The sequence below is a fragment of the Gemmata sp. genome (assembly GCF_051859125.1).
Lineage (GTDB): Bacteria > Planctomycetota > Planctomycetia > Gemmatales > Gemmataceae > Gemmata.
Map to the genome: position 1 here is coordinate 1 of NZ_JBHYGG010000252.1, position 18,488 is coordinate 18,488.

The window sequence follows — 18,488 nt, forward strand, 5'->3', positions numbered from 1 at the left end:
CCAACCCTGGGTCTCCGGGTGCCAACCCTGGGTCTCCGGGTGCCAACCCTGGGTCTCCGGGTGCCAACCCTGGGTCACGGGTCCGACCTCCGATCTTCCCCCCCTTCCCCCGGGTGCCGTCATGCCCGCTCTCACCCTCGACGTGGAGGCCGTGCTGTCCCGCGCCGCGGATCTCCGCGCCGAGGGCTCGACGTGGGCCGCCGTCGCCGCCGCGCTCGACGTGGACGCCGACGAACTTAAGGCGCTGTGCCGGTTCAACCCGACCTACCAGCGCGCCGCGGCCCGCGCGCGGCGCGAGGTCATCGCCGACGCCGCGGCCGAGTCCATGCGGTTCCTCCGCAAGCGGCTCCGCGGCGACGACGTGAGGGCCGCGCGCCGCGCCGCCGAGACGCTCTCGCGGGTGTGCATGACGCGAATCCGGCACCGCCGCCCGGTGAAGGACCGGCCGCCGCGCGTGGACCCGCGCCTCGAAGGGCTGCGGCCCGAGGACGCCGAGGAGGTACTGTTCCAGTGCGCGATGACCCCCGAGGAGCGCGCACGCCACGCGAAGATCGACGCCGCGTGCCTCCCCGACTTCGACCGCGGCTTCGCCCGGGCACACTCCGACATGCTCAAGCGCCACAAGCTCAAGAACCCGCCGCCGCCCGACGCCGACGGTCCCGACGCGACCGGCACCGGCGTGCCGCGCACCCCGCACGACCCGACCGCCCCGACCAGCGGTCACAACGCGCCGGCCGCCGCCCCCGCGGACGCCGAGTTCGGCTTCCGCGCCCCAGCCCGTTCCGGTATAACCCATGACAGTCGCACTTATCCGCCTGTTCACCGACCGGACGGCCCTCATGGCGAAGTGTTTCTGCCACCTCCACCTGCACACCCACTACAGCCTGCTCGACGGCTTCAACCGGATCCCGCCCCTCGTCGCGCAGACGAAGAAGCTGGGGATGACGGCCTGCGCGATCACGGACCACGGGAACCTGTACGGCGCGATCGAGTTCTACAACGAGTGCAACAAGGGCGGGATCAAGCCGATCATCGGGTACGAGGCGTACCTCGCGCCGGGGAGCCGCACGGACCGCAAGGCGGCGAACCACGACAAGGCGTACAGCCACCTCACGCTGCTTGCGAAGAACGTCACGGGGTACAAGAACCTCGTGAAGCTGTCGAGCATCGCGTTCCTGGAGGGGTTCTACTACCACCCGCGGATCGACCGGGAGATCCTGGAGGCGCACAAGGAGGGGCTCATCTGCCTGAGCGGGTGCCTGGCGGGCGAGTTCAACCAGCACATCATCAAGGACCAGATCCCGGAGGCCGAGAAGACGGCCCGGTGGTTCAGCAAGCAGTTCGGCGAGGACTACTACATCGAGCTCCAGAACAACGGGATCTCGCTGCAGGACCAGTGCACGCCGGTGGCGACGGACATCGCGAACAAGCTCGGGGTGCCGCTCGTGGCGACGGCCGACGCCCACTACCTGAACGCGACCGACGCGCTCGCGCACGACGTGCTGTTCTGCATCAACACCCGGCGGAAGCACGACCCGCGGAAGCGGCTGTACCCCGAAGAGAAGATGCCCAACCCGTACTTCGTCCGCAGCCCGGACGACATGTACAACCTGTTCCCGAACCACCAGGACGCGGTGGCCCGGAGCCAGGAGATCGCGGACAAGATCGACATCCAGCTCGACTTCAAGAAGCGGCACTTCCCGGTGTTCGCCCCGCCCCCGGGCCGCACCCCCGAGGAGTTCCTCCGCGAGCTGTGCGAGGCGGGGGTCCGGGACCGGTACGGGGCCGACCCGAGCGAGGCGGTGAGGAAGCGCCTGGAGCACGAGCTGGCCACCATCAACAAGATGGGGTTCGCGAGCTACTTCCTGATCGTGTGGGACTTCGTGCGGTTCGCGCGCGAGAGCGGCATCCCGTCCACGGCCCGCGGGTCCGGCTGCGGCGCGATCGTGTCCTACGTCCTGTACCTGAGCCACGTGTGCCCGCTGGAGTACGACCTGCTGTTCGAGCGGTTCCTCGACCCGAACCGGTCGGAGGCGCCCGACATCGACATCGACTTCTGCCAGGACCGGCGGGAACTGGTGATCGACTACGTGAAGCGGAAGTACGGGGTCGAGTCGGTGGCCCAGATCGGCACGTTCGGGACGCTCGCGGCGAAGAACGCGATGAAGGACGTGGGCCGCGCGCTCGACGTGCCGCTGGACCGGGTGAACGCGATGTGCAAGCTCGTCCCCATGAAGGGGGCGATCGCGGCCGACCTGGCCGAGGCGATGGCGTCGCCGGACTTCCGCCGCGAGTACGACGCGGACCCGCAGGTCCGCCAGATGGTGGACATCGCGCTGAAGCTGGAGGGGATGAACCGCAACGTCGGGACGCACGCTGCGGGCGTGGTGATCGCGAATGGACCGATCACCGACTACGTGCCGGTGCAGCGGATCGTGCGGAAGACCGACGGGGACGACGGCGACAACGGGAAGGGGACGATCGCCGTCACCACGCAGTGGGAAATGGGCATCATCGAGAAGGTCGGGATGCTCAAGATGGACTTCCTGGGGTTGCGGAACCTCACGGTCCTCGACAACTGCGTCCGGCTCATCAAGAAGACGCGCGGGCTCGACGTCGACCCCATGAAGTTCCCGCTCACCGACCCGGACACGTACAAGCTGCTCCAGCGGGGCGACGCGAAGGGCGTGTTCCAGTTGGAGTCGGAGGGCATCCGCGAGCTGCTCAAGCGGATGAAGCCGGACAACATCCGCGACCTGATCGCGGTGCTCGCGCTGTACCGCCCGGGGCCGCTCGAGGGCGGCATGGTGGACGAGTACATCGAGTGCAAGCACGGCCGCCGCAAGCCGGTGTACCCGCACCCGGTGATGGAGGACGTGCTGAGCGAGACGTACGGGGTGATGGTGTACCAGGAACAGGTGATGCGGATCCTGAACCGGCTCGGCGGGATCGAGCTGGCCAAGGCGTACGCGTGCATCAAGGCGATCAGCAAGAAGAACTTCGAGATCATCAACGCCCGCAAGGCCGACTTCGTCGTCGGGGCGAAGGACAAGGGCATGGCCGAGGAAAAGGCCGCCGAGATCTTCGAACTGATCGTAAAGTTCGGGGGCTACGGGTTCAACAAGTCACACACCGCGGCTTACGCGCAAATCGGGTACCAGACAGCCTACCTGAAGACGCACTACACGGCCGAGTACATGGCCGCGCTGCTGTCGTCGGAGATCGACGACGGGAACAAGCGGGACATGCTGGTCGACCACATCGCCGACGCCCGCAAGCTCGGGATCGAGGTGCTGCCCCCGGACGTGAACCGGGGCCGGGCCGACTTCGACGTCCACAACAACCGCATCCTGTTCGGGCTCACCGCGATCAAGGGGCTGGGCCGCAGCGCCGCCGAGGAGATCGTCCGCGCCCGGGACGAGGGCGGGAAGTTCAAGGACTTCTTCGACTTCAGCGAGCGGATCGACCGGCGGATCGTCCAGAAGTCGGCGGTCGAGCGGATGGTGATGGCCGGGGCGTTCGACCCGTTCGGGAAGCGGTCGGCGCACTTCAACGCGGTCGCCAAGGCGTTCCAGGCGGCCGACGAGCGGGCCTCGGACCGCCGCCGCGGGCAGAAGAGCTTCCTCGACCTGTTCGAGGCGGGCGACGACGCCGGCGGCGGGGCCGGGGACCGCGGGCCGGGGCACGGGCTGCCCGAGCTCGACGAGTGGCCCGAGCGGGAGAAGCTCAAGTTCGAGAAGGAGGCGCTCGACTTCTACATGTCGAGCCACCCGCTGGCGCAGTTCGACGAGCAGCTCCGCCGGTTCCGCACGCACGACGCCGGCGACCTCGCGAAGGCCAAGGACGGGACCGAGGGCCGCGCGGGGGGGATGATCGCGAACCTGGAGGTCCGCACCGCGAACAAGGGCCGCAACACCGGGCGGAAGTACGCGACGTTCCGCATCGAGGACTTCACCGGGTCGGTGCGGTGCATCATGTGGTCCGACGAGTACGCCCGGTTCCAGGCGATGGTGACGGCCGACGCGGTCCACCTGTTCGAGGGCACCCTCAGGTGGGCCCCGGAGCGGGCCGAGCCCGACTTCCAGGTGAAGAAGGTGCTCACCATCGACGAGGCCCGCGCCGAGTTCACCAAGAGCATGCTCATCAAGCTCCCGTACACCGACGACGAGGGGAGCCTGCGGAAGCTCGACGCCGTCTCGCTGGTGCTGAAGCGGTACCGCGGGACGTGCCCGGTGTACCTGAGTGTCCGCGACGGGAACGGGAAGCAGGTGCAGCTCAAGCTGAACGAGGAGTTCCGGGTGAACCCCGGGGCGCTCAAGGTCGAGGAACTGGAGATGGTCCTCGGCCCGGGCGCGGTGCTGTTCTCGCGGTAGGCTACCGGGTGCGGAGGCCGCGGGCGACGGCCTCCACGAGCCACACGACCCGGGCGCCGCACCACACCGGTACGCCGACCCACCAGCCCACCCCGACGGCGAGCCCGAGGAACCCGGCGACGAGCCCGAGTTGCTCCGGCCACGTCGCCCGCTGGAAGCAGGCCGCCATCAGGAGCAGCAGCCCGAACGCGGACGCCCAGCCGACGGCGAGTGACAGCGGCAGCAGCCACCGGGCCGCCGTCTCGCTCGCCGGCGGCGGCTGGGGACCGCCGCCCGGCGCGGCTGGAACGGTCTCCGGTCGCGGGTCCGCGGGGGGCCTCAGGTCGGCCGCAACACTCGCCCGCGGCGACGGCGCGAGCCACCCGAGGTCGGCCGGGGCGAGCGCCCCGCGGGCCGGGTCGAGGGCGACGCGGACCGGCGGGAACGACGCCGAGGCGGTCCGGTAACTCAACTGGTGGCCCGCCGCGGGGCCGGGCGTCCACCCGCGGTCGCGCTCCACCACCAGCCCGAACCCGTCGGCCGGCAGGACCCGCACGGCGTCGCTCACCAGCCGGCCGGCGCTCGTGACGCGGGGCGTCTTCGCCTCGAACGGCAACTGCGGCGAGGCGACCGCACCCGTCCAGCTCACCTCGCCCTCCTTCACGGCCCGCTGGAGCCACACCTGCAACCGGCCGTCGGGCTGTGCCCAGCCGGCGACCTCGGCCCCGCGGACCTCGGTGACCGTCACCCCCTCCAGGCCGAGCTCGATGAGTGCCTGCGGCGCGGTCCCGACCCACTTCACGGTTCCGGTCGCCACCGCCCGCTTCGGGCCGAGGTGCCAGAGGGTATCGAGCGTGAGCCCCGGCGGGTCGCTAACCACGCGAAGGGTCGGGCGGAGCTCCGCCCCGCCGCGGACCGTCGGCCGGAACACGCGGACCGGGGCGTTCGGGTCGAGCCGGAGTTCCACCACCCCGGCGAACTCCTTCGTCAAGGCGTCCGGGGAGAAGTCGATGACTCCGGCGCGGCCGAGTTCCTCGATGGCGACGCCCTTCACCCGCAGCCCGTACGCCGCGTCGGGGAGCGGTGCGGCCCCACCGGGGAGGACCACCTTCGGGAACCGCAGGAGCGGCTGCCGCGTGACGGCCTTCTGCGGGGCGAGCGTCAGCACCACGAGGATGCGGCCGCCGGTCGCGTCCTGGAGGTCGAGCTTGAGCGGCCGGAACCCGCCCTGCTCCGGGGCCAGCGACCAGTCCCGCAGCGCCGCGGTCCCGCCCGGGTCGAGGGACCGGACGGCGAGCCCCAGGGGCTCGAGTTCCGCGGGGACCTCGAACCGCACGGACGTCACGGTCCCTTGTTCGACCCGCACAACGTAGCACGCCGTCAGTTCGGCCCCGTCCTCGGAGACGTCCCAGATGCACGCCTCGCGAACCTTGATCGTCGCCGCCCCGCCCGCCCCGTCCCGCCAGCGGGCGTGGAACTGCTTGACCGGCCCGAGGTCCGCTTCGAGCCGGACGCGGCCGCCGGGGGCCACAACTTGTCGCCCGATCCGCCCAACGGCCTGCGCCTGGCGCGCGCCGCCCGGCAGGTCCGCGACCAACCGCGTCGCGGGCACCTCGGGGACGCCGAACCGGACCTCGCGCTCGGGGCCAGCACCGCCGATGGCCACGGTGAACCGGACCTCGATCTCGTGGCGGCCCGGTCCCGGCAGCGGAACCGCGTACACCCCCGGGCGGGGCGTGGCCGGGAACGCGTTCGCCCCGTTGACCGTGACCCGCTCCAGCCGCGCATCCGGGAGGGGGAGACTCGCGACCGGGTCGGCCCCGGCCAGCGCGTGGGCGGTGAACTTCGCGACGACCCGTGCCGAGGTGTCGTCCGCCGTGGCGGTGTACTCGGCGGTCGTTAGCACCACACCGGGCGCGGCCGGGCGGATCGCGGCCAACCGGTCCAGAACCGCCTTCGGAACGGCGACCGTTTCCCGGCCCTCCCGGTCCGGCGACACGAGAATCACGGTCGTTGTCGCGGGTTGTTGGGCCGCAATCCGCGTCTCGAGGGCTGCCCACCCGGCCAGAACGACGCCGACCGCGGCGACGCTCTTGCGGTGCCCGCGGACGACGACCACCCCGCCGGCGACCGCGAGCCCGACGACGAGCGGGGCGAACGCGGCCCGCTGCCACCAGGGCGGCCCGAGGTGCCCGGCGGCCGCGAGGGCGAACAGCCCAGTCACGAGGAGCAGGCCACAGAACGGGTGCCGCCGCCGGCCGGCCGCCCAGCCGAGTGCAAGGAGCACCGCGGCGATGCCCCCGCCGGCGGCGGACGCCGTTCCCGCCGGGGCGACGCGGACCTCGGCGAAGTTCGCCCGCGACACCAGTGCGCCCGGGCCACCGAGGGGCAGGCCCCCGAGAAGGGCGGGGAGGTCGGCCGCGGAGCCGCGGTCCCACGGGAGCACCGGCCAGCCGGCGAGGACCGTTGGGCCGAACGCCCACCACCGGACGACCTCGACGGGGACCGGCAGGCCCGGCTCGGGGCTGCGGACGAGAGCAACCGGGAAGCCCGCGTCGGGAGGGAGGCGGTACCGGACCTCGAACCTCGCCGTGGATCGAGCGGGCACGGGAAGTTCCAGAACGCCCCCGGCGGTGACCGGCACCGAACCGGGGGCCGCCCACTTCCCCTCCACCGCCACGGACAGGACCTCCGCACCGGGCGGCAGCGTGACGGGCAGTTTCGCCCCGCCGACGGACGTCGCCGAGCCGCCGAACACGCCGACGACGTCGGACGGGGAGCGGACCGCGGTCAGCAGGTAGAGGTCGCGGAACCCCCAGGTTTGCGATCCGGTCGCCCGCTCGGGCTTCGGGGTCGGCCGGGCCCCCGCGGAGATGGCGCTCGCGCCCAGAATGTTAAGCCGTCGCGTCGCCTCGGTTCGACCGTCCGGGGCAACGGGCCCCGTTGCAAGGGTGAACGCACCCGCAGCGGGCCGGGCCAGCGCGACCACCCACAAGTCCACCGGCCACGGGGACGGCCGGCGGAGCGCGGTCGCCAGAAGCGGCCCCAGCGCGAGCCGCGTCGCGGCGGCCACCGCGTTCCCCCCACTGAGGACGCGCCAACTCCGCTCCGGCCCGCCGCTCGGGCTCGCGGCCAGAACAACGGGAAGCGCCCCGGTGCGCACCTCGATGGTGAACGCCTCGCCGTCCGGGAGGTCCGTCGGCGTCACCGAGGTGACGACGAACTCGGGCTTCGCCGGGGCCAACTCCACGCCCCCCTCCGGGTCGCCCCCCGCGTACCGGAAGGCGGCGGCCGCCCCTTCGGGGGCGGGCGGCGCGAACGGGTCGAGCCACCCCACCCGCGACGTCCCGGTCCCGGCCCAGGCGTCGGCCGCCCACACCGACCCGGGGTACACCGCGACCACCCCGTTCCGCTCCCGAGCGGCCACCGGGGTGAACACCGGGAACGAGAGCCGGTGCCGGCCGGGCGGCAGGTCCGGCCCGCGGAACTCGAAGACCAGTTCGGCCGACTGGCCGGTCGTCAACGGCCGGGCGAACTCGACCGAGACCTTCCCGTTCGCGAACTGTGAGTACGAGATCAGTTCATCGGGCACCGTGGCCACCCGTGCGAGCGAGTACCCCGGGGGCACCCGAAGGGCGAAGGAGAACATCGGCCCCCGCCGCACCTTGAGCGCGACCCGGAGCGCGGCGGCGGACCGGGTCGCGTCGAACCGCCACGCCAGGTCCTCGGTGGTCGTGAAGTTGTGCTCGGCGGCCGCGGTCGCGAGCAGGGGCGGCTTCCGGAACTGCCGGTCGGTTCCGGACGGCAGGAGCGTCCCCGTGAGGGTCACGCTGCGGGTCTGATCGGACAGGGTTTGGGAATCGACGGGCCGGTAGTCCCCGGGGCTCCAGTTCGCGACACTCAGACCCGGGTGGACGCGGACCTCGACGGTTTCGTCGTCCAGAACGGCACCGACCGGGCGAACGACGGGGAGCGGCGCGTCGCCCGGCCTCTGGGGATCGGGGAACGGCGCGACCGCGGTGACCACGACCTTTCCGCCCGCACCGGGCTGGCGGAGGGCGACGCGGAGCTTGCGCGGCGCGTTCGGGGCCGGGGCCGGGTCCACCGTCCAGCCGGCGCGGTTGTTCATCACCACGTCCGCGATCCGCAGCCCCGGGTCGACCGTGAACAGCCACTCGCCGACGGTGCCGGTGGCGGGGCGGAGGTCGTACTCGAACGAGCAAGCGAGTTGCCCGGGGGCGGCGTCGTACCGGGCGATCAGGGTCGCGGCCGCGGGGACCCCCGAGTGGCCCGCGGGGCGGACCGCGACGTCGAGGCGCGAGCGGCCGCCGAAGCGGACCCGCCACTCGGCCCGCGGCGGGTTCCCCCCCGTCGGGAACGGGCCGGTGAGGAGCACCTCGGCGGCGGGGACCGCTGGCACCTGACCGGCGGGGAGGTCCAGAACCAGCAGGGCCGTCGGGGCGGTCGGCACCCGGAACTCGAACCGCCGCTCGCCGGGTTCTGCGATCCCCACCACGGACCACCCGAACTTGAGGGTGTGCCGCCCGGGGCGGTCGAGCCACACGGCGGGCACGGTGCCCCCGGGCGGGATCGCGACCACGGCCTCGCGCCCGTCGCCCCACGTCGCCGGCCCGAGCGCGAGCCGGAGCGGGTCGAGCGGGAAGAACCGCGGCGCGGCCCCGGCGTGGACGATCTCCATTTCGGCCGTGCCGACGAGGTCCCCCTCGACCACGGCCGCCCGGTAGCGGGCGTCGGCGATCCGCGGGGCGAGCTTCGCATCGGCCGCGGCGCGGCCGGCCGATCGGACCCGCGCGTCGAACTCGCCGCGGGGGAGGCGGACCACCGGCCCGGCTTCGAGTTGCTTCTGGGCCTCGGCGAGTTGCTGCTCCGTGGCCCGCACGCGGCGGATGGGGAACGGGTCCTCGACCGGCAGTGCGTCGGGGTGGAGAACGGCCGCGGGACCGGCCACGACCTGGCCCGACGGGCGGACGCCGGGCGAGTCGCCCGCGGCCCCGCCAGCCGCGGCCGCGGCCCCGACAGCCGCCAGGATCAGCAACCAGCGCGGCATCGGGTTACCCCTTGATCGGGGGTGCGGGGTCGAAACTGGCCGTTCCGTCCGGGTTCGGGCGGTTCCGGGCCGACGACGGGAGAACGACCCGGTGCGCGGACGGCTCGGGCGAGGTTCTGGAGAACCCCGGCATGCGCGCCAACCTGCGGCGGTGCAGCCAACGGGCCGCCGCCGCGGGGGCCGCCCCCCCCCCCCCCGCGGGCCCGCCCCCCGGCGCCGCCCACCCCGGCCGCGGCTGCCCCGCCCGGCTGACACGCCCCCGCGACCGGCGCGGCGGGGTGCGGGTTGTACCCGGCCGCGCCCACGGCGGCGGCGCTCGCGGCGGCGACCCCCACGCCGAAGACCGCGCCGGGCAGCCGCCAGAGTACGAGGGCCAGGATGAACGCGGCCGCCGAGCATACGATCACCAGGCCGGTGTGGGGCACCTGGTACACGCGAACGGGACCGGGCGCGACCTGCCGCGCGACGAACACCTCCCCCGGCGCGTCCGAGGCGTCGGCCGCGTCGTCCCCGGTGCGGAACCACGCTTCGAGCGCCTCGGCCGAACCCGGCGCGCACGGGGCGACGCCGGTGGGCCGGGGCCGCCAGCGGAACTCGGTGCTGGCCCCCGCGGCGACCAGCGGCGCGTGGCCGTGCGCGACCACCGCCTGCCACTGCACCGGACCGACGAACGCGACCCCGGGGAGGGTCGGCGGGTGGTAGACCAGCTCTCCGGCCGGCCCGCGGGACACCGGGAGCTGGTACCGGACCTCGATGGTGGTCGTCGCACCCGGGCGCGCGGCCGGGAGCGGGACGCGGAACGCCCGCTCGTCGTCCGTGCCGGTCAGGGCGGCCGCGTCCAACCGCTGACCGTCCCGAAAGAACTCGGGGTTCGGACCGGCGAGCGGGCTCGGGAGCCGGACCTCGACGCTGGGCCGCAACCAGCGGCGGAGGAGGTAGCGGGCGCGGTAGCTCACCGTCCCGTCGTCGCCCCCCCAGGCCTGAACGAGCCCCCGCTCGGCCCACCCGGCGACCGCACCGGTGTCGGCAACGGGCTGCGTCTCCAGGGTCAGCGGTTCGGCCGCGACGGCCGACAGCGTGAGCACGGGGAGCGCGTCGCGGTCCGGGGCGGGCTCGACCGCCAGCTCGCGCCACCCCGGAGAGGCGCTGGAGACCGCCCGGCTCGTGTCGAGGTCCGCCCAGACGCGGGCCGTCGCCTCGGTCCGGGTCGCGCCCACCGGCCAGAGGAGCGCGACCGGCACCCGGGTCGCGCCGTTCTCACCCGGCGACTGCCGCGGCAGGGCCGTCGCGTACGTGGCTGTGACGGTCAACTCCGTCGCGTCCGGGGGCGTCGTGAACACCCACTCCCCGGCCCCGACGGGGTCGAGAGCGGGGACCGTCTTCATCGCGGCCGGGGCGGTCGGCCCGCGGAACCGGAGCCGCCGCGGGAGCCCGGTCGAGGACCGGAGCTTGATCTGCTGGACGATGACGAGTTGCCGCTCGCCGAGGGTGACGTCGGCCCGGACCTCGGCGGCGAGGTCGGGGTGGTGCGGGCTCCAGCCGAGGGTCACGCGGGCGACCCCCGACTCGGCCCGCCCGCTCACGCTCGTGACGGCCCGCGAGCCCTTCCCGCTCGGGTCCGCGACCGCCGGGAGCGGCGTCCCCCACGCGGCGTACTCGCCGTCCCAATCGCGGGTCTCGCCGCGGAGTTCGAACCCGTCGGGGACGGTCGCGGTCAGCGCCGCCGAGGCCTCGGTCGCCTCGGGGAACCGCGGCAGCGCGACGGTCCCGGCCGCGTCGCCCGGCTCGACGGGCACCGTCCCCGAGAGGACGAGGTCGAACGGCTGCTTGTGCGCGGTGGCGAGGCGGACGACGACCGGCACGCGGCGGCCGCCGACGGACTGCGCCGCGGACGCCGCCCAGAAGCCGTCGTGGGGCGGGACCTGCTGGACGCCCTCGACCAGTTCGGGCGGGGACGCCTCCAGCCCCCGCCAGCTCACCGGGACCTCGACGAGGACGGACTCGACCTGGGTGCGGATCGGGAACACCCGGACCTCGGCCCGGACCCGCCACCCGGCGTCGGTCAGGGTCAGGCGGTACGTCGGCTTGACCTTCACCGCCCCCACCTGGGGCCGGGCCTCAAGGGTGAACAGCGGCGCGTTCGAGGCGGTCGATCCGGTCGGCCCGGTGACCAGGCGGAAGAACGCGGTCGTCACCTCCTCCTCGGCCGGTCCGGGCGGCTCGGCCTTGCGGAGGTCGGGGCCGTGCTTGAACGTGAGGTGCGTGTTGGCCGCGGCCGTCACCTTGACCGTGCCCGTCTGGCGGAGGACGTCGAGGGTCGTGAACGGGCCGACGGGGTACGGCCCGCGGTGCTGGGGGTCCTCGGGCTTCGGGCGGGGCTGGCGGGTGACGACGGTGACGGTCCAGTCGGCCGCCGGGGAGCCGGCCGGGAACTCGATCTTCCAGACCGGCTTGTTCGGGTCGCCGGGCCGGGACACGGTCGCCGGCTGGGTCGGCCCGGTGTCGGGGCCGCCCGCGTGGTCCACGCTCAGGTCGGCGGTCGCCGGGGCGACCAGTTTCCACTCCCGGGCCGGGCCGCGGAACCGCACCTTGGCGGTCGTCTCAACGAACGGCTCGGTCAGCAGGACGGCGACGTCGAGGTCCGCCGACTGGACCTGATCGGCCGGCTGCGCCGCGGCCGCGGGCGGGTCCCAGGTCACCTCGACCGCGTCGACCGACCCGAGCGGGTAGCCGGCCTCGTGGCCGGGGCGCGGAGCGAGTTGCTTCAGCTCCAGGGCCGGGGTCCGGCGCGTCTCGGGGGGCCGGGTCGGCTGGGCCGGGTCCACGGTCTTCGTGGTCAGGTTGACGCGCTTGACGTCCTGGCCGGGCGGGTCGAACAGGAGCGTCGTGATCGCGGCCCGCGGCAGGCCGATTTCGAACCCGAGTTCGGGCTTCGCCCCGCGGGAGGTCACGGGGGCTTCCAGGTCCAGTACGAGGGAGTGGTCGCCGGCCGCCTCGACCATGAGGGCGAACCCGTCCTCGTTGGTATCGAGGACCGGGAGCTTGTTCCCGTCGAGCGCGGCGGCGACGAGGAACCCCCGGCGGCCCCCGAGCGCCACGGCCGTCTGCGGGGCGGTGGTGCGGAACGTGCAGGTGAGCTTGAGTGCGGCGACGAGTTGCTCGCCGCGCTTCTCGACCCGGCCGCGGACGGCGCACCCGCTCGGCGGGGCCGGCTTGCGGGCCGCGAGTTGCTTCCGCATCTGGTCGAGTTCGTTGAGGAGCTTCTGGAGCTCCTGTGGGGTGAGGCTGACGCGCTCGCCGGCACTATCGGTCGAGTTCCCGACCCAGAGGTAGGTGCCGTCGGGGAGGCGGACGACGGGCGAGTCCTTGGTCTTCGGGTCGGCGGTCTTCTTCGGCTCGGGCTGGAGGCCGCGTGCGGTCGGGCCGAAGAGCGCGAGCAGCAGCACCGGCACGACCAGCGCGGCGCGGCGGAATTGGCGGCACAGCGCGGGGAGGCAGGTGGTGGCCGGCATGGCACTCCTCGGGCCGGGCGGGGCGGTCGCCGTTAACCACCCAGTATACCCAGCCCCCGTGCCCGTTCCGACCCGATCACGTCGAAATCTCACCCGGCATTGCCCCGCCCGAACGGTCCCGCTGCTGCAACCCGCACACCAGGACCGCGGCCGTGGCCGCCGTCAGGAGGACGAACGCAATCGTGTGGGTGCCGTACACCAGCGCGAGATCGCCGGCCCGGGTTCCGAACACCCCCGGGACCGTCATCAGCAATCCGGCGGCCACCAGAGTCCCGACGACGAACCGCGGCACACCGGCCGGGAGGCCGGCGGCGGTCGCGACCGCGAGCGCGGCCGCCGGAATCAGGAGGACCACCGCGTGGTGCTTCCACGTCCGCTCGCTGAGGAGGAGCATCGCCATGACGATCAGCCCGCACTCGGCCGCGAACCGCCACCCCTGGCGCTCGGCCCGCGGGGTGCGGCACAGGAACATGATCGCCACGGCGAATCCGAGCGTGGCGAGCCTGACCACGGCCCACGCCGCCGGCCGGCCGATGTCGACGAGGTTGTGGTAGGCCGCGGGAACCGGGACGTCCCCCTCGGGGGTCTGGGCGTAGTCGACGAACGACGGGCTGTGCGTCCCGAGCCGGTAGACGAACCCGACGATCGACTGGTTCGGGTGCTCGCTCGTGACCTCGCCCTTCAGCACGGGCCGCTCGACCATCAGGCGGTACCAGTCGGTGAGCAGTTCCGCGTTGCGGTCGAACCCGAACACGCACCCGGGCGCGACGACCAGCCACAGGACCAGCCCCGCGGCGCACCCACCGACCACGCGGCCGGCGCGCTTCCACACGAAGAACGCGAGGAGCATCACCGGCATGACCTTGCACGCGACGGCCAGCGACAGGACCACGCCCGCGGACACGTCGCGGCCGGTGCGGTACAGTTCCAGGCACCCGGTCACGAGGAACAGTATGAAGATGTTGACGTTGTTGTGCGTGAGGTCGCCCATGACGGCCGGCAGCGCGAGCAGGACCGCGGCCGCCTTCGCGCCGTCAGGCACCTGACCCGGCCCGGGTGCGCCGGGCCGCGGGCTCACGAGGCGGAACGTCCACACGGCCGCGAGGACCGCCATCAGCACCTTCGCGTAGAACCAGCCCATCGCGCCGACCACGGGCGGCAGTTCGGCGAACGGCCGCAGCACGAGCGCCATGACCGGCGGGTTCGGGTACTCGTTCTTACCGACGTAGATGTTGGTGCCGGTGAACACGTCGCGGATCATCGATCGCCACCGCAGGAACGCGGAACGGGACTGCTCCCCGGTGTCGGCCGGCTTCGAGACCTTCGCGGCGTACTTCACACTCGCGAACGCCAGGGCGAGCGCGAGCAGGGCGAGGAACGCGACCCGCAGGCGAACGGGGTTCGCGGCGAGCGCCGTGAGGACGCGGCGGGAGAAGGACAGGTTCGTCATGAGCGCGTCCGTGCGCGGGGTGTGGGATGGCCCCGGCGCGTCCAGCGGCCGGGGCGCGTCTCGGGCGGTGCCCTACGCGGCCGGTTCAACGGAGACGCCGAGGGTCGCGGCACCCTTGGCCTTCTGTTGCGGGTCCGGACCACACGAGCGGACCTGGTCGGCCTTCAGCTCCGCGACCTCCAGCGCCCCGACCCACACCGCGGCCTTACCCTTCTCGTGCGCCTCCAGCATCAGCTCGACGCACTTCTCGACGCTGTACCCGAAGATCTTGCGGAGCACGCTGACGACGTACTCCATGCCGTTCACGTCGTCGTTGTGCAGGACAACGGCGTACGGCGGCTGCCGGCGGGTTTTCGTCTCGGTATCAGTTTCCGGAAGCACGTCCGGGAAGGGGGTCGCCATGGTGGTCTCCGGGCGCATCGAGTTGTCGGATTCTAACATTCGGTCGGCCGGAGGGAAATGGCGAACGCGTTCGCCTCAGCCGGGACCGCCGGCTGCCGCAGCAAAGTGCTCCAGGAGCAGCGCGTTGACCGCGGCCGCGTGGCTGATCGGCAGGCCGTGCGAGGCGTCGGCGAACTCGACGTACCGCGAGCCGGGAACCCCGTCGGCAATCGCCCGACTCACCCGCGGCGGCGAGATCGGGTCGTGAGCCGCGTTCACCACCAGCGTCGGTACGCCGGTCAGTTCACCGAGCCGCGCCGAGACGCTCGACGCCCGCATCGCCTTCAGTTGGAGGTCCACCACGGGCGGGTGGTCGCCAAGGTCGTGGCCGAACAGCGGCGCGAGTTCGGCCGCGAGCGCGTCCGCGTCAAATTCACCACCGGGCGGCATCACGAGCCGCACGAACGCCCGCCTCCGCATCTGCCGCGAGCCGACACGGGTGCGCGTCCCGAGCCAGCACATGCGGGTCGTGAGGGGCGCCGCCGCGCGCCCGTCGGCGAACGTGCAGAGCAGCGCCAGGCTCTTCACTCGGTCGCGAGCGGTCAGCGCCAACTGGAGCGCGACCAACCCGCCGAGCGAGTGCCCGACGACGTGCGCCGAACCGACCCCCGCCGCGTCGAGAACCGCGAGCGTGTCGTCTGCCATCTGCTCGACGGTCAGCGAAGCCGGGAGCGGTTGGCTGCGGCCCATGCCGCGGTTGTCGAACGACACGCACCGGTAGCGTTCCGCACAGGCGTCGAGCTGCGGCCTCCAGCCCGGCCCGTGGACGCCGACGCCCTGGACGAACAGCACGTCCGGGCCGTCGCCCCGGACGTCGTAGGCCAGTCGGCAACCGCGGTGTTCGATGGTTCCGCCCGCAGCGGTCACTTCCCCACCGCCTGACGCAGCTCGGCCTCCGTGAACGCGATGTTGCACTCGTCCGGGGTGTCCTTGAGGATCTTCTGCGCGATCAGCGCGTTGACCGGCGCGAGGACGTTGAAGTGGTTCGCGCCCTTCACGGTGAAGAAGTGCCCCTTGGGGTTGGTGCAGGTGCTCGCCATCGTTTCGAGCGACTGCACGTTCCCCCCCGCACCCTCGAACACGAAGGTCGGGCTCTGGATCGAGTGCAGCCACTTGCCGGGGGACCGCAGGTCCACTTCCTTGCGGTCCGAGAGGTTGACGGCCTGGACGAACTCCCCGGGGTAGCCGGAAATGTCGTGCGCCGGCCCGAACGAGAACACCGCCCGGAACCGCGGGGAGTACTCCGCGACCAGCATCGCGAGCGTGCCTCCGGTGCTGTGCCCGCCGAGGTAGATCCGCTTCGGATCGACGTGGTCCTGCTTCGCGAGGTAGTCCGCCGCCGCGAGCACGTCGTCCACCTCGCCGTAGAAGTTCTCCTGCGTCCCCGGGTTGGTGTTCCCGCCGCGGAGGGACGGGAACATCATCACAAGACCGGCCTTGCGGTACTGGGCCGCGGTCTCGTCGCTGCTCGGCGGGGCGGCCTCCCACACGTCCCCGATTGTGTTGCAGTGGCCGCCGGTGATCCAGATGATCGCCGGCCGCTTGTACCCATCCTTCGGGTTCGGGGTGACGTAGGCGGCGAGCTTCCCAACGGGGGAATCGTACTCGACCTTCTTGTACGCCCACGCCGGCGGCGTCGGCACCGGCTCATTGGCCTTCGACTGCCGGGCCAGTCTCGTGACGAACCCCTTTCGGGCCTCGGCGAGCGACCCCGTGTAGTCGGTGGGCTCGGCGACCGGCCCGCCGTTCGGCGGTTTGCACCCGGCCACAACCAGCACCGCGACGAGCAGGAAAGCGTGCTTCATGGAAGATTCCAAAGGGCCATCTCAACCGCACAAGAACCACGGGCACACGCTCCGTGGCTCGACGATCCCACGAACGGTCACAGCCGCGGCGGGGCCGGCTTGAACGGCGGCTCGAAGGCGTTCGCGCCCCTCACCTTCACCTTGCGGCTGAACACCTTGTCGCCACAGGTCGCGTACACGGTGTCCATGTCCGGGCCGCCGAAGGTCAGGTTCGACACCTTCCCGTTCGGCGTCGGGATGACGCAGTTCACCCGGCCGGCCTGGTCGCACACCTGCAACCCCGACTTGGTCGCGATCCATAGCCGGCCGTCGCGGTCGGCACGCATGCCGTCGGCCCCACTGTCGTCGTCCTTGTCGTGAACGTGAAGGTGGTAATACTTCTGCTTGTACGCGAGCGACCCGTCGGCCGCAATCTGGTAGCTGTAGACCCAGTGCGAGCGGCTGTCGGCGACGTAAAGGAGCGTCTGGTCCGGCGACACGGTGATGCCGTTGGCGAACTTCAGCCCGGTGTCCACCACCCTCACCTCGCCCTTCGGTGACACGTAGTACACCTTGCTGTTGTTCGGCACCTCGAACGGGTCGGTGGCGTAGACCGCGCCGTTGTTCAGCACGACCAGGTCGTTGCCCTTGAACCCGCTCGCGAACTCGGTCGACTTGCCCTCGGCGTCCCAGGCGAGGATCTTGCCGACGGCGGCCGCGTTGGCGTAGAGCTTGCCGTCCGGGCCGAACCGCTGGCCGTCGCCGCGCTTGCTGTCGGCGAGCCACTCGACCGCCTTGCCGTCCACCACCTTGAACGTCTTGCTGCTGCCGACGTCGTTGAAGAACACCTCGCCCCTGGCGCTCGTCGCCGGTCCCTCGGTGAACTTGTACCCCTCGCCCACCAGCTTCCAGTCCTCGCCGGGGATGAGAATTTCCTTGAGCTGCGAGCTGCCCTGCCCCGCCCTCACCGGCTTCGGGTGCCCCTCCCACAAGAACTTCATCGCCTCGGGGAACACCTCCGCGGCCAGCCCGCCGTTGTGCCCGCCGTCGTTCCAGGAGTGCTTCACCTCGTAGCCCGCGAACACCAGTGCGCGCTGCATCGTCTGGTTCGCCATCCACCAGTCGCCGCCGTAGATGTTCAGGTCCTTGCTGCCGTCCTGGAGGTAGACGCGGATCGGCTTCGGCTCGAACTTGCGGATCAGCGTGGGGTACACGTCGCCGCCGCGGAGCCCGACGTAGGTGCCGATGGTGCTGAACACGCGGCTGAACTCGTCGGGCCGCTCCCAGGCCGCGGTGAACGCGCAGATCGCCCCGCTGCTCGCGCCGCCGATCGCCCGATCGACGCCGCTCTGCGACAGCACGACCTTGCGGCCGGACTGCGTCGCCCTCGTCTCGACCTCGGGGAGCAGTTCGGTGACGAGGAACCTGGCGTAGTCGCCGCCGAGCCCGTCGTACTCGTAGCTCCGGTTGAACCGCGGCAGCGCGTCCTGATTGGCGGCCTTCACCACGCCCGGGGTGACGCCGATGGCGATGGTCACCGGCATGGCCTTGTCGGCGATCAGCTTCTCGAACGCCGGCCCGACGTACCCGGGCAACCCGTCCTGGCTGACGTAGACGCACGCGGGGGTCTTGCCGTCGTACTGCGATGGGACGTACACGGTCACCCCGCGGCTGGTTCCGGGAAAGACCTTGCTTTTCTCGAAGCTGAACGAGATGGTCTCGCCCTTGGGCGGCTGCGGGTCGGCCTTCTTGTCGGCGGCGGCCAATGCGACGGCCGTTGCGGCGAATAACACCAGGACCGGGGAGAGGCGGCGGGTCATGCGGGTCGTCCTGTTGGAGCGTCGGGGCGGGCCGGGTGACAGCATACCGGACGGGTCCCGG

The 18,488-nt window shown here is 72.3% G+C and carries 9 protein-coding genes; 1 reads left to right on the plus strand and 8 read right to left on the minus strand.

Annotated elements, in window-relative coordinates:
- Positions 1 to 264 precede the first annotated feature (264 nt).
- Positions 265 to 408, minus strand: a complete 144-nt coding sequence (locus tag ACTIGN_RS22445; RefSeq protein ID WP_439628004.1) for a hypothetical protein — start codon at positions 406 to 408, stop codon at positions 265 to 267.
- A gap of 386 nt (positions 409 to 794) precedes the next feature.
- Here ACTIGN_RS22445 and dnaE point away from each other — a divergent pair, with 386 nt between their 5' ends.
- Positions 795 to 4,373, plus strand: coding sequence for a DNA polymerase III subunit alpha (dnaE, locus tag ACTIGN_RS22450; protein WP_439628006.1), 3,579 nt, complete (start codon positions 795 to 797; stop codon positions 4,371 to 4,373).
- A gap of 1 nt (position 4,374) precedes the next feature.
- On the opposite strand, the gene ACTIGN_RS22455 is transcribed toward dnaE, so the two are convergent.
- The 7 genes from ACTIGN_RS22455 to ACTIGN_RS22485 all read right to left on the minus strand — a co-directional run bounded on the left by ACTIGN_RS22455 (position 4,375) and on the right by ACTIGN_RS22485 (position 18,427).
- Positions 4,375 to 9,420: a hypothetical protein gene (locus tag ACTIGN_RS22455; RefSeq protein ID WP_439628008.1), complete on the minus strand. Its 5,046-nt coding sequence runs from the start codon at positions 9,418 to 9,420 to the stop codon at positions 4,375 to 4,377.
- Positions 9,402 to 12,932 (minus strand): hypothetical protein, encoded by a 3,531-nt coding sequence (locus tag ACTIGN_RS22460; RefSeq protein WP_439628010.1) that lies wholly within the window; start codon positions 12,930 to 12,932, stop codon positions 9,402 to 9,404. Before ACTIGN_RS22460 ends, ACTIGN_RS22455 begins: the two co-directional genes overlap by 19 nt.
- Before the next feature lie 76 nt (positions 12,933 to 13,008).
- Entirely contained in the window at positions 13,009 to 14,382 is a 1,374-nt protein-coding gene (locus ACTIGN_RS22465) for a glycosyltransferase family 87 protein (protein WP_439628012.1), read from the minus strand.
- Between the two features lie 72 nt (positions 14,383 to 14,454).
- Positions 14,455 to 14,784 (minus strand): ATP-dependent Clp protease adaptor ClpS, encoded by a 330-nt coding sequence (locus ACTIGN_RS22470; protein ID WP_439628014.1) that lies wholly within the window; start codon positions 14,782 to 14,784, stop codon positions 14,455 to 14,457.
- 75 nt (positions 14,785 to 14,859) lie between these two features.
- The gene (locus tag ACTIGN_RS22475; protein WP_439628016.1) at positions 14,860 to 15,690 is read right to left on the minus strand and encodes an alpha/beta fold hydrolase; all 831 of its coding nucleotides are present in this window, start codon (positions 15,688 to 15,690) and stop codon (positions 14,860 to 14,862) included.
- Positions 15,687 to 16,628, minus strand: coding sequence for an alpha/beta hydrolase family protein (locus ACTIGN_RS22480; RefSeq protein ID WP_439628018.1), 942 nt, complete (start codon positions 16,626 to 16,628; stop codon positions 15,687 to 15,689). The genes ACTIGN_RS22475 and ACTIGN_RS22480 overlap by 4 nt, the downstream gene beginning before the upstream one ends.
- Positions 16,629 to 16,705: 77 nt before the next feature.
- Positions 16,706 to 18,427: an SMP-30/gluconolactonase/LRE family protein gene (locus tag ACTIGN_RS22485; RefSeq protein WP_439628020.1), complete on the minus strand. Its 1,722-nt coding sequence runs from the start codon at positions 18,425 to 18,427 to the stop codon at positions 16,706 to 16,708.
- Between the last annotated feature and the right edge of the window lie 61 nt (positions 18,428 to 18,488).

Coding starts and splice junctions, on each gene's coding strand:
- ACTIGN_RS22445 (WP_439628004.1), bottom strand. CDS start 408: ATGCACACCCGCGAGAGCGTCTCGGCGGCGCGGCGCGCGGCCCTCACG.
- dnaE (WP_439628006.1), top strand. CDS start 795: ATGACAGTCGCACTTATCCGCCTGTTCACCGACCGGACGGCCCTCATG.
- ACTIGN_RS22480 (WP_439628018.1), bottom strand. CDS start 16,628: ATGAAGCACGCTTTCCTGCTCGTCGCGGTGCTGGTTGTGGCCGGGTGC.
- ACTIGN_RS22465 (WP_439628012.1), bottom strand. CDS start 14,382: ATGACGAACCTGTCCTTCTCCCGCCGCGTCCTCACGGCGCTCGCCGCG.
- ACTIGN_RS22460 (WP_439628010.1), bottom strand. CDS start 12,932: ATGCCGGCCACCACCTGCCTCCCCGCGCTGTGCCGCCAATTCCGCCGC.
- ACTIGN_RS22470 (WP_439628014.1), bottom strand. CDS start 14,784: ATGGCGACCCCCTTCCCGGACGTGCTTCCGGAAACTGATACCGAGACG.
- ACTIGN_RS22455 (WP_439628008.1), bottom strand. CDS start 9,420: ATGCCGCGCTGGTTGCTGATCCTGGCGGCTGTCGGGGCCGCGGCCGCG.
- ACTIGN_RS22485 (WP_439628020.1), bottom strand. CDS start 18,427: ATGACCCGCCGCCTCTCCCCGGTCCTGGTGTTATTCGCCGCAACGGCC.